The organism is Lyngbya confervoides BDU141951, assembly GCF_000817775.3.
In the GTDB taxonomy this organism is placed as follows: Bacteria; Cyanobacteriota; Cyanobacteriia; order Thermosynechococcales; family Thermosynechococcaceae; genus Lyngbya; species Lyngbya confervoides.
The window spans coordinates 53087-64385 of record NZ_JTHE03000029.1; the positions used below are offsets into that span (position 1 = coordinate 53087).

An 11299-nucleotide genomic window follows, 5' to 3' on the forward strand; every position below is an offset into this window, starting at 1 on the left:
GCCCCCCATGACCCGCACCCTTGTCATTGATCCGGTTACCCGAATTGAAGGCCACGCCAAGATCTCCATCTACCTAGACGAGGCAGGAGAGGTCACCGAGGCCCGCTTTCATGTGGTGGAATATCGCGGCTTTGAAAAATTCTGCGAGGGCCGTCCCTTTACGGAAATGGCGGGGATCACGGCCAGGATCTGCGGCATTTGTCCCGTAAGTCATCTCTTAGCCTCCGCCAAAACTGGAGATAAGATCCTAGCCGTGAAGATTCCCCCCGCCGCTGATAAGCTGCGGCGGATGATGAACCTGGCCCAGATCACCCAATCCCATGCCCTCTCCTTCTTTCACCTCAGCAGCCCCGATTTTCTCTTGGGCTGGGACAGCGATCCGGCAAAGCGCAATGTGTTTGGGTTAATTGAGGCCAATCCTGATTTAGCCCGCGCCGGGATTCGCCTGCGCCAGTTTGGACAAACGGTGATTGAAAAGCTAGGAGCACGCAAGATTCATGCGGCCTGGACGGTGCCCGGTGGGGTGCGATCGCCCCTTTCCCAGGAGGGCCACGAGTGGATTGCTGAGCGCTTGCCCGAGTCCTTTGCCACGGTGCGCCTAGCCCTCGATTTATTTAAGGGAATGCTGGATGATCAACTCCAGGCTGAAATTGAGGTTTTTGGGCAGTTTCCCACCCTCTATATGGGACTAGTGGGCAAGGATGGCGCCTGGGAACACTACGATGGCCATTTGCGCTTCACGGATAGTCAAGGTCATATCGTTGCCGATCAGCTCAACGAAGAGGACTATCTGCAGTTCCTGGGAGAGGCGGTGGAGCCCTGGTCCTACCTGAAGTTTCCCTACTACTTGCCCCGAGGCTATCCCGAGGGAATCTATCGGGTCGGCCCCCTAGCTCGCCTGAATGTTTGTGATCATATTGGCGTGCCCCGAGCCGATCAAGAGTTGCAGGAGCTGCGCGATCGCGCTGGAGGCGTTCCCACCTCTTCCTTTCTCTATCACTACGCCCGTTTAATTGAAATTTTAGCCTGCCTGGAGAAGATTGAGCAGCTTTTAGAGGATCCAGACCTTCACTCTACACGCTGTCGGGCGCAGGGCGGGGTGAATCAACTCAATGCCATCGGCGTTAGCGAGGCGCCGCGCGGCACCCTCTTTCATCATTACCAAGTGGATGAGAACGGCTTAATTGAGAAGGTGAATCTGATTATTGCCACCGGGCAAAACAATCTGGCCATGAATAAGACCGTCACCCAAATTGCCCAGCACTATATCCACGGCAACGAGATTCCGGAAGGCTTTCTAAACCGAGTCGAAGCCGGAATTCGCTGCTTCGATCCCTGTCTGTCCTGTTCAACCCATGCAGCGGGTCAGATGCCGCTGCATATCCAGTTGTTCGATACGAATGGCCAAGTGCTTGATGAGGTGAAACGATGAAGCGAAGCCCTTCACATCCAATAAACAAGCAGTCATGAGCGGCGTTATCGATATTCTAGATCGCTTTCACTGGGTTGAAAGTCATGATATTGAGCTGAAATCTGCCAAAGGTGGATTGCCGCGCAGCCTATGGGAAACCTATGGCGCAATGGCCAACACTCAAGGCGGGACAATTCTCTTAGGGGTGGAAGACGATGGCACGAGTAGTGGAATCGGGGATATTGCTAAAATTCGCAAAAGTTTCTGGGATACGATTAATAACAAAGGGAAGGTCAGCGTTAACATCCTCAACAATGACGACATCCAGGAGGTTAACACTCCTAACGGCCCGATTCTTGCTCTGCGAGTTCCCAAAGCCACCCGTGCTCAGCGGCCTGTTTTTATAGGAGGCTGGAGACGGGATCGGAGATCTTGCCAAGAAGGACTAACGTTCGCTGGGTTGCTAATGTTTGGCAAAGATGAGGCTATTCGTGAAGCAGCGCCTCAGTACCAGATTGATTATCGTGAAATCCTAAGTGCGGTTCCCTTTCAGCTTGATTCAGATCTATTTCGTAAAGGAGAAACCATTGTTCACGAAGCTATTCGCGAAGCCTTGGTCAACGCCATTATTCATGCAGACTATCAAGGTATCGGTGGAGTCGTCATCCTCAAATATCTGAATCGTCCGGTTAACAACGCTCGGATGTGCCGAATGACTGGGGCACACTCCGCTGACGTCACTAAAATACTGCAACATTTAGTGGCGATAGGAGCCTTACAACAACTTGGACAAGGACGATGGACCTCTTATCGTCTTCCTGATTCTCGTGACTCCGTACATAGCGCCGATGACTCCGTACATAGCAACAAACGTGATGGACCTCTGCACGATCCAACGTTGCACCAGCTTGCTGCTCCCGCTCGGATGCGTAAGCGAATTCAACCTAAGGAGATGGAGAAAATTATCCTCCGTCTTTGCCAAGGTCGATGGTTGACCCGAAATCAATGGGGTCAACTTCTGGAGAGAAATGCGGATGGGTTAAGATCGCGTTTCCTCTCGCCTATGGTTGAGCATGGACTCCTGAGGCTACGCTACCCGGACAAGCCGAATCGTAGCGATCAAGCCTATACGGCAGGGAGTGATTCAAGGGAGATGAAAACCCTAGTGAGTGAGGACTGGTAAATAAGATGCAAACCCTAGTCATCGGTTATGGCAATACCCTCCGCAGTGACGATGGCGTTGGCTTTTGGGTCGCGGAACAGATCGCGGTGCGGAATTGGCCCCAGGTGCGATCGCTCAGTCTGCATCAGCTCCTGCCAGAGCTAGCTGCCGATATGGCCCAGGCTGATCAGGTCTACTTTATCGATGCCTGGGTGGGTGGATCCAAGCCACAGCTCCAACAGCTAGCGGCAACGCCAACGACTCCCACAACCGATCATGGCTGGACACCCGAGAGTCTTATGCATCTCACCAAAACGCTGTACGGGGCTGAGCCCCTGGGCTATCACCTGTTAATTCCAGCGGTGCAGTTTGACTATGGAGAAACCCAATCAGCGATCGCCCAGGCGGGTATGCAATGGGCCATCCAAACCCTGGAGTCCCGATTCGGCCCGCCCAGTCCCTTAGCGGTTGGAGCAGCACAGGAGGTTCGCCATGCATGAAATTAGCCTGATGGAAAATGCCCTGGCGATCGCCTTGGACTACGCCCATCGAGATCAGGCCAGCCGAATTCACACCCTGCGGTTGCGCATCGGTAGCTTATCCAGCGTTGATCCAGAGGCGCTGCGCTTTGCCTTTGAGGTGATCACCCAAAACACCATTGCCGCTGATGCCCAGCTTGAAATTGAAGCCTGTCCAACCCGTTGCTACTGCTCCACCTGTCAACAGGACTTTGAGCCCCTAGATCTGGGGTACGAATGTCCCCACTGTCGGCAATGGTCAACCACCGTTGTCCAGGGCAAAGAACTAGAGTTAGCCGCTGTGGAGGTGTCCTAATGTGTACCGATTGCGGATGCAGTCAAGTCGATACCGTGCTGCTGCACAAATCAAAGCAAGTCATCCCCCACCGCCTGGACGTGCAAGCGCAGCTTCTCGCCAAAAATGATCGCCTAGCGCAGCAAAACCGCGATCGCTTTCGTTCCCTTAACCTGGTGGTCTTGAATCTGCTGTCGTCCCCCGGCTCCGGGAAAACGACGCTGATTGAAAAAACGGCTCAGGCCTGGAATCAACCTGAAGACATCGGGGTGATCGTTGGGGATTTGGCCACCGACAACGACGCCCAGCGCTTGCGGGCCTCGGGAGCGCAGGCGCTACAGATTACGACAGGGACCGCCTGTCATCTGGACGCCAGCATGGTTCGCCATGCCCTCTCCCATCTCGATCTAGCGTCTTTAGGATTACTGGTGATTGAAAACGTGGGCAATCTAGTTTGCCCCGCCGCCTACGATTTAGGTGAAACCCTCCGAATCGTGCTGCTCTCGGTCACCGAGGGGGAAGATAAGCCGCTGAAATATCCGACGGCATTTCAATCCGCTGATGTTGTTGTGCTGACCAAATGCGACATTGCCGACGCCGTTGGGTTTAACCGCCAGATCGCGATCGCTAATATTCAGCGCATGGCTCCCCAGGCAACATTCTTTGAACTCTCGGCGAGAACTGGCTTGGGCATGGATGCTTGGGTGATGTTTCTCCAGCAATGGACCGCTTTGGAGGTAACCCCCCGATGATTGCCGCCCAGTCCCCGCGCCTCCAGCGCCTCCATCTCATTGTCCAAGGCCAGGTCCAAGGCGTCGGCTTTCGCCCTTTTGTCTATCGCCTGGCTCAGGAGCTAGGACTCGGCGGCTGGATCTGCAACAGCGATCGCGGGGTCGAGATTGACGTGGAAGGTCCCAGGGCCGCCCTGGCGCATTTTCTGCAGCGCCTGGAGGGGGAACATCCGCCTCAGGCCACGCTGACCCAGGTGCAGCGCCAAACCCTTGCTCCCCAGGGCTACCATCATTTCGAGATTCACCCCTCGCAACAATTCTCCCCTCGCCCCTCCGCCGAACTGCTGCCGGATTTAGCCACCTGCCCAGCTTGTCTACAGGAACTATTCGACCCCCGCAATCGCCGCTACCGATATCCCTTTATTAACTGCACCCAATGCGGGCCTCGCTACAGCATTCTCCAGGATCTGCCCTACGATCGCCCCCGTACCACCATGCAAGGGTTTGCGATGTGTGCCGCCTGTCAGCGGGAATACGACAACCCGAGCGATCGCCGCTTCCATGCCCAGCCCAATGCCTGCCCAGACTGCGGTCCACAGCTAGCGGTCTGGACCCCGCAGGGCCAGACCCTAGACGTGAGTGACCCAATTCAATGGGTGGGTGATCGCCTCCGGCAGGGTGAGATTGTTGCCCTCAAGGGTCTGGGCGGTTTTCATCTACTGGCCGACGCCCGCAGCGAAGCTGCCGTGCAGCGACTGCGCGATCGCAAGCATCGCCCCACCAAGCCCCTGGCGGTCATGTATCCCCATCTAGACCGGGTGCAGCGGGACTTCCAGGTCTCAACCGCGGAAGGGGAACTGCTCGTGTCTGCCATCGCTCCCATTGTGTTGCTGACGCCCAGAACCCCCTGCCCCTTGGCTGCAGCGGTTGCGCCCGGACAGCATCAGGTGGGGGTGATCCTCCCCTACTCACCGCTGCATCATCTCCTGCTGTCCGAACTCGACTTTCCGGTGATCGCCACCAGCGGCAATCGCAGTGGCGATCCGATTTGCATCGAGAACCAGGAGGCGCTGGCGCAACTGGGAGCGATTGCCGATGTCTTTTTGGTCCATAATCGCCCGATTGCCCGTGCCGTCGATGATTCTGTGGTGCAGGTGATTGAGAATCGACCCACGCTGCGGCGGCGATCGCGGGGCTATGCCCCTGGACTCACCCTGAGGTCAGACGACGCCAGGCCCTGTATTCTGGCCGTGGGCGGTCACCTCAAAAATACCGTTGCCCTCTCCTTACCAGGACAAATCATTCTCAGTCAACATCTCGGAGGCTTAGGCCAGGTATCCACAGCGGAGCGCTTCCAGAACACCATTGCCGATCTGCTGCGGCTCTACCAGGCTCAGCCCGTGGCGATCGCCTGTGATGCCCATCCAGACTATTTTTCTAGCCAGTACGCTCAAACCCTGAGCCAACAGATGGCCGTGCCGCTGATTCCCCTTCAGCATCATCAGGCTCATATCCTTTCAGCAATGATTGAACATGGTTTAAACCCTCCCGTTCTAGGCATCGCCTGGGACGGAAGCGGGTATGGCTTAGATGGAACCATTTGGGGCGGAGAATGCTTCCAGATTCACTCTGAGGGAAATATTCAGCGGGTGGCGCATCTGCGACCGTTTCCGCTCCCCGGTGGCGATCGCGCCGCGCGAGAACCGCGGCGGGCGGCCCTGGGCTTACTCCATGCTGCCGGACTTGATGCGGCGCTGATCGAGACTGCGTTCTCTCCCCCGGATCTGCCCCTGCTGACACAACTGCTGAATAAAGGCGTAAACGCACCCCTTACCTCCAGCATTGGCCGTTTGTTTGACGCGATCGCCTCACTGGTTCAACTGTGCCAGATTTCCAGCTTTGAAGGCGAAGCCGCCATGGCCCTAGAAGCCGTGGCGCTAGCGACCCAGGACCGCTATCCCTACACCTGGCGACCGGGAGATTCCGGGGTTTTCCAGTTGGATTGGGAGCCGATGCTGCGGGCCATCCTGAGCGAAGGGCCATCGTCCCCTGGGCTGATCGCGGCCAAGTTTCAGAACACTCTGCTTGACGCGATTGGGACGATGGTCCAGCAGGTGGGTATTTCCCAGGTGGTGCTGACCGGCGGCTGTTTCCAAAACCGCTATCTGCTCACGGGCGCAATTGCGCAGATCCGCAACGCCGGGTTCGATCCCTACTGGCCGCAGCAGATTCCCGCCAACGATGGTGGCTTAGCCCTGGGCCAAATCCTGGGGGCCACCTGGCAACTGCAATCCACTGGAGGTGTTCCATGTGCCTAGCCGTTCCTGGCCAAATTCTCAGCATTACCAACCCCCGATCCGAGGATCCCGAGGGCTTTCTCTACCGCATGGGCAAGGTGCGCTTTGGGGGCATTGCCCGGGAGGTGAGTCTAGCCTACGTCCCAGAAGCCCAGGTGGGGGACTACGTGATTGTTCACGTCGGTTTTGCCCTCACCCGTCTCGATGAAGACCAAGCCCAGCAAACCCTCGCAGACCTACATCAACTAGAGGCCACAGAGTTATGAACAACCGCCACTTTGCAACCCTCGATGGCAACGAAGCCGTAGCGCGCGTTGCCTATCGCCTGAATGAAGTCATCGCCATTTATCCGATTACCCCCTCTTCGCCCATGGCGGAATGGGCCGATGCCTGGGCCACGGCCCAGCAGCCCAATCTCTGGGGCACGGTGCCTCAGGTAGTCCAACTGCAAAGCGAGGCGGGCGTCGCCGGATCTTTGCATGGGGCGCTTCAGGCCGGAGCAGTGACCACCACCTTCACCGCCTCCCAGGGCCTGCTATTAATGATTCCCAATCTCTACAAAATTGCCGGAGAGCTAACGCCCATGGCGGTCCACATTGCGGCGCGATCGCTGGCGGCTCAGGGGCTATCCATTTTTGGCGATCACAGCGATGTGATGGCCACGCGCACCACGGGCTGCGCCCTGCTCTGCTCGGCTTCGGTGCAGGAGGCCCAGGATTTAGCGGCCATCGCCACCCGCGCCACCTTTGCCAGCCGGATTCCGTTTCTGCACTTTTTTGACGGCTTTCGCACCTCCCATGAAGTGCAAAAGATTGAGCTGGTGAGCGATGAGGATCTGCGATCGCTGATGGACGCAGACCTGATCGGGGCTCACCGCCAGCGCGCCCTCACCCCCGATCGCCCAGTGCTGCGCGGTACGGCCCAAAACCCGGACGTTTACTTTCAGGCCAGAGAAACCGTTAACCCCTTTTACCAGGCCTGCCCCGGTCAGGTTCAGGCGGCAATGGATGATTTTGCCCAGCTCACGGGCCGAAACTACCATCTGTTTGACTATCACGGTCATCCAGAGGCAGAACGAATTTTGGTCCTGATGGGGTCAGGGTGTGAGACGGTTCACGAAACGGTGGACTATCTGGTGAACCGGGGTGAGAAGGTGGGCGTGATGAAGGTGCGGCTCTACCGCCCCTGGAGCATGGAGGCCTTCATGGCGGTGCTGCCCCCCTCCGCACAGAAGCTAGGGGTTTTAGATCGCACCAAGGAACCGGGAAGTATTGGCGAACCGCTCTATCAGGACGTCCTGAATACGCTCGTGGAGTCCGATCGGATTGATATTCGCACAGTCGGGGGTCGCTATGGCCTTTCCTCTAAGGAATTTACCCCGGCCATGGTGAAGGCGATCTTCGACAATCTTGGCCAACCCCAGCCCAAAAACCACTTCACCGTGGGCATCACCGACGATCTGAGCCACACCTCCCTCACCGTGGCGCCCGAATTTACGATTGAACCGGATTCTGTGGTCCGCGCCATCTTCTATGGCCTGGGGTCCGATGGCACCGTTGGGGCCAATAAAAACTCCATCAAAATTATTGGTGAGGAAACCGCGAACTACGCCCAGGGCTATTTTGTCTACGACTCCAAGAAATCTGGATCGGTCACCGTGTCCCACCTGCGCTTTGGCCCGGATCCGATTCGATCCACCTACCTAGTGCAGCAGGCCAATTTCATTGCCTGTCACCAGTGGGAGTTTGTGGAAAAGTACGATGTGCTGGAGGCGGCCAAACCCGGCGCGATTTTTCTCCTCAATAGCCCCTTTAGCCCGGAAGCAACCTGGGATCAACTGCCTCGCCCGCTACAAGACACCATTCGCACTCGCAATCTGCGCGTTTACTGTATTGATGGGTCAAGGGTGGCCCGTGAGGCGGGAATGAAGGGCCGGATTAACACGGTGATGCAGGTGTGCTTCTTTGCGCTGGCGGGCGTGCTCACCCGCGAAGAGGCGATCGCCCAGATTCAGCAATCCATCCGCAAAACCTACGGCAAGAAGGGGGAGGCAGTGGTGCAGATGAACCTGAACGCGGTGGATCAGGCTTTAGAACATCTCTATGAAGTGCCGGTGGGTGCACAGAATGAAGTGCCGGTGGGTGCACCAGTGGGGATATCCTCCGATGCTAATCTGCCCCAGAGCCTCGTTTCGGAAAAAGCACCGGCCTTTGTGCGGGAGGTGCTAGGCGCAATGATGATGCGCCAGGGTGATGATCTGCCCGTGAGCTGCCTGCCCTGCGATGGCACCTATCCCACGGGCACCGCCCAATGGGAAAAACGCAACATTGCCGCTGAGATCCCGGTCTGGGACCCGCAGGTCTGTGTGCAGTGTGGCAAGTGTGTGATGGTCTGTCCCCATGCGGTGATTCGTGCCAAGGTTTACGAGCCAGAGGCACTGGCAGATGCTCCAGCGGCCTTCAAACGTACTGCTGCTCGCGATCGCGACTGGGGCGATCGCCAGTTCACTCTGCAAGTGGCGGCGGAGGACTGCACGGGCTGCGGGATCTGTGTAGATATCTGTCCGGCCAAAAACAAGCTAGAGCCGCGCTTTAAGGCCATTAATATGGAGCCGCAACTGCCGCTACGGGAGCAGGAGCGTGAAAACTGGGAATTTTTCCTGCAGCTTCCCAATCCCGATCGCACGGCGCTGAACCTGCACAAGATTGGTCAGCAGCAGCTACAGGAGCCGCTGTTTGAGTTTTCCGGGGCCTGCGCGGGCTGTGGTGAAACGCCCTACATTAAGCTGGCGACACAGCTCTTTGGCGATCGCATGATCGTGGCCAATGCCACGGGGTGCTCCTCCATCTATGGCGGTAATCTGCCCACGACGCCCTGGAGTTTCAATGGCGAAGGTCGCGGTCCAGCCTGGTCGAATTCTCTGTTCGAGGACAATGCCGAGTTTGGCTTTGGCTTTCGTGTGGCCATTGATCAGCACATTGACCAGGCGATCGCCCTGCTAAAGGAATTAGCACACCTTGCGGGTTCTCCCCTTCCCGCACCGCTTGTCTCCGAACTCCTGAACAATTCCCAGGCTGACGAGGCCGAGATTGCCGAGCAGCGCCATCGGGTGACGCTGCTCAAACAGGTGCTGGCAGATTGGCAGCAACAGTCTGATTTGGAGCGTTCGCTCCAGCAAAAGCTCCAGAGTCTGACCCTGCTGGCCGACTACCTGGTGAAAAAGAGCGTCTGGCTAATTGGCGGGGATGGGTGGGCCTATGATATTGGCTATGGGGGGTTGGACCATGTGTTAGCCAGCGGTCGCAATGTGAATATTCTGGTGCTGGATACGGAGGTTTATTCCAACACGGGCGGCCAGATGTCTAAATCGACGCCGCGAGGGGCGGTGGCGAAGTTTGCTGCCGGGGGCAAGCCGGCCCCCAAAAAAGATCTGGGACTGATGGCGATGACCTACGGGAATGTCTATGTGGCCAGTGTGGCGATGGGCGCCAGGGATGAGCATACCCTGCGATCGTTTATGGAGGCGGAGTCCTACGAAGGGCCATCGCTGATCATTGCCTATTCTCACTGCATTGCCCACGGGATTGATATGCAAAGGGGGATGCAGCAGCAAAAGGCGATGGTGGACTCAGGTCGCTGGCTCCTGTACCGCTACGACCCGCGCCGCACGGATCAAGGGGAAAATCCGCTCATCCTCGATTCTCGGAACCCCAAGCTTCCGGTGGAGGCGGCAATGTACAGCGAAAACCGCTTTAAGATGTTGGCCCGCAGTAATCCGGCGGCGGCGAAGCAGTTACTGAAGCAGGCTCAGGAGGATGTTCATACTCGCTGGCAAATGTATCAATATCTAGCGGCGAGACCTCCTGAGTAACGGGTGGTTTTTAGAGGTCTAAGGGGATCCGAACACCCAATCCGCCTCGATTGAGGAGATGGGTGTCAATCAGGGTTGTTTTTACGTCTTTATGTCCAAGCAGTTCTTGGATAGTACGAATATCGTAGCCGTTTTCCAGCAGATTTGTGGCAAAACTGTGACGGAGCGTATGGCAGCTTACTTTTTTGGAAATCTTGGCAGTTTTTGCGGCTTGTTTAATGGCTCACTGGAGGACTTTACCCTCGACATGGTGACGTTTGATTTCCCCATCCCGAGGATCGATAGCGCGATGTTTTGCCGGAAAGACAAATCGCCAAACCCACTCATGGTCGACCTGGGGATATTTTCGGGCTAAGGCATAGGGAAGATGGACGGCTCCATACCCCTGAGCGAGATCATTGTGGCTGAGCAAAGTCCACATCCTTGACTCAAAGCCGGAGTCCTTCGGTAATCCTCATGCCAGTTCCATAGAGGAGTTTTGCGAGCAATTGGTTGGTTCCCTGAAGGTGTTGGAACAGGTGTTGAACTTCAGCGGGGGTTAAGACCGTGGGCAGGTGACTAGATCGTTTGGCTCGAACTGCTTTAATGGAGTCGGCGAGTGGCTGATCCAGAATGTGACGATAGAGAAAAATCAGGGTACAGAGGGCTTGATTTTGAGTCGATGCAGCTACGTCGTCATGGACGGCTAAATGAGTGAGGAAAGCTTCGACTTCAGGTTCCCCCATTTCTTGGGGATGGCGCTTGTTATGAAACAGGATATAGCGGCGAATCCAATGGAGGTAGGTTTGCCCGGTGCGACAGGAATAGTGTTTAACTCGCATGAGATCGCTGACTTGCTCAAGCAATTTCCTGAGTCTTGCGGGATCCACAATCATGAGTCATAATCCCTGATTTTTATCAGTTCGAGCAGCAATTGCAGATCTAATTCTCTCATAATCAATACTCCGGACAGAATTAGGAGGCGATGAGACCGATATCTAAGCACTGTAGATACTGGGTTTCGAATTTTTTGCA

11 protein-coding genes are annotated in these 11299 nt (G+C 56.4%); 8 read left to right on the forward strand and 3 right to left on the reverse strand.

The window, feature by feature from the left end; all coding sequences use genetic code 11:
* The first annotated feature begins 7 nt into the window (after nt 1-7).
* The 8 genes from QQ91_RS04700 to nifJ are packed head-to-tail and all read left to right on the forward strand — an operon-like array spanning nt 8 to nt 10285.
* On the forward strand, nt 8-1432 hold the full coding sequence (locus tag QQ91_RS04700) for a Ni/Fe hydrogenase subunit alpha (RefSeq protein WP_166280617.1): 1425 nt from the start codon (nt 8-10) through the stop codon (nt 1430-1432).
* Between the two features lie 34 nt (nt 1433-1466).
* Nucleotides 1467-2594, forward strand: coding sequence for an AlbA family DNA-binding domain-containing protein (locus QQ91_RS04705; RefSeq protein WP_166280619.1), 1128 nt, complete (start codon nt 1467-1469; stop codon nt 2592-2594).
* Between the two features lie 5 nt (nt 2595-2599).
* A complete protein-coding gene (locus tag QQ91_RS04710; RefSeq protein WP_166280621.1) occupies nt 2600-3073 on the forward strand; it encodes a hydrogenase maturation protease in 474 nt (157 codons plus the stop codon).
* The gene (gene hypA / locus QQ91_RS04715) at nt 3066-3407 is read left to right on the forward strand and encodes a hydrogenase maturation nickel metallochaperone HypA (protein WP_166280623.1); all 342 of its coding nucleotides are present in this window, start codon (nt 3066-3068) and stop codon (nt 3405-3407) included. The genes QQ91_RS04710 and hypA overlap by 8 nt, the downstream gene beginning before the upstream one ends.
* Nucleotides 3407-4138 carry a hydrogenase nickel incorporation protein HypB gene (gene hypB / locus QQ91_RS04720; RefSeq protein ID WP_166280625.1) on the forward strand — a complete coding sequence of 244 codons (732 nt, stop codon included), beginning with the start codon at nt 3407-3409 and terminating at the stop codon, nt 4136-4138. The genes hypA and hypB overlap by 1 nt, the downstream gene beginning before the upstream one ends.
* Entirely contained in the window at nt 4135-6435 is a 2301-nt protein-coding gene (gene hypF, locus QQ91_RS04725; protein WP_166280627.1) for a carbamoyltransferase HypF, read from the forward strand. The genes hypB and hypF overlap by 4 nt, the downstream gene beginning before the upstream one ends.
* Nucleotides 6426-6680, forward strand: a complete 255-nt coding sequence (locus QQ91_RS04730; RefSeq protein WP_166280629.1) for a HypC/HybG/HupF family hydrogenase formation chaperone — start codon at nt 6426-6428, stop codon at nt 6678-6680. The genes hypF and QQ91_RS04730 overlap by 10 nt, the downstream gene beginning before the upstream one ends.
* On the forward strand, nt 6677-10285 hold the full coding sequence (gene nifJ / locus QQ91_RS04735; protein ID WP_166280631.1) for a pyruvate:ferredoxin (flavodoxin) oxidoreductase: 3609 nt from the start codon (nt 6677-6679) through the stop codon (nt 10283-10285). The genes QQ91_RS04730 and nifJ overlap by 4 nt, the downstream gene beginning before the upstream one ends.
* 10 nt (nt 10286-10295) lie before the next feature.
* Here nifJ and QQ91_RS21900 read toward each other — a convergent pair whose 3' ends face one another.
* The 3 genes from QQ91_RS21900 to QQ91_RS21910 are packed head-to-tail and all read right to left on the reverse strand — an operon-like array spanning nt 10296 to nt 11160.
* Nucleotides 10296-10505: a tyrosine-type recombinase/integrase gene (locus QQ91_RS21900; RefSeq protein WP_166280645.1), complete on the reverse strand. Its 210-nt coding sequence runs from the start codon at nt 10503-10505 to the stop codon at nt 10296-10298.
* Between the two features lie 3 nt (nt 10506-10508).
* Entirely contained in the window at nt 10509-10706 is a 198-nt protein-coding gene (locus QQ91_RS21905; protein WP_166280633.1) for a site-specific integrase, read from the reverse strand.
* Nucleotides 10707-10713: 7 nt separating this feature from the next.
* A complete protein-coding gene (locus tag QQ91_RS21910) occupies nt 10714-11160 on the reverse strand; it encodes a phage integrase N-terminal SAM-like domain-containing protein (protein WP_166280635.1) in 447 nt (148 codons plus the stop codon).
* Nucleotides 11161-11299 lie beyond the last annotated feature (139 nt).

Excerpts from the sequence above, each read along its gene's own strand:
- nifJ (WP_166280631.1), top strand. The coding sequence starts at position 6,677 with ATGAACAACCGCCACTTTGCAACCCTCGATGGCAACGAAGCCGTAGCG.
- hypA (WP_166280623.1), top strand. The coding sequence starts at position 3,066 with ATGCATGAAATTAGCCTGATGGAAAATGCCCTGGCGATCGCCTTGGAC.
- QQ91_RS21910 (WP_166280635.1), bottom strand. The coding sequence starts at position 11,160 with ATGATTGTGGATCCCGCAAGACTCAGGAAATTGCTTGAGCAAGTCAGC.
- QQ91_RS04710 (WP_166280621.1), top strand. The coding sequence starts at position 2,600 with ATGCAAACCCTAGTCATCGGTTATGGCAATACCCTCCGCAGTGACGAT.
- QQ91_RS04730 (WP_166280629.1), top strand. The coding sequence starts at position 6,426 with ATGTGCCTAGCCGTTCCTGGCCAAATTCTCAGCATTACCAACCCCCGA.
- QQ91_RS21905 (WP_166280633.1), bottom strand. The coding sequence starts at position 10,706 with ATGTGGACTTTGCTCAGCCACAATGATCTCGCTCAGGGGTATGGAGCC.
- QQ91_RS04705 (WP_166280619.1), top strand. The coding sequence starts at position 1,467 with ATGAGCGGCGTTATCGATATTCTAGATCGCTTTCACTGGGTTGAAAGT.
- QQ91_RS04700 (WP_166280617.1), top strand. The coding sequence starts at position 8 with ATGACCCGCACCCTTGTCATTGATCCGGTTACCCGAATTGAAGGCCAC.
- hypF (WP_166280627.1), top strand. The coding sequence starts at position 4,135 with ATGATTGCCGCCCAGTCCCCGCGCCTCCAGCGCCTCCATCTCATTGTC.
- hypB (WP_166280625.1), top strand. The coding sequence starts at position 3,407 with ATGTGTACCGATTGCGGATGCAGTCAAGTCGATACCGTGCTGCTGCAC.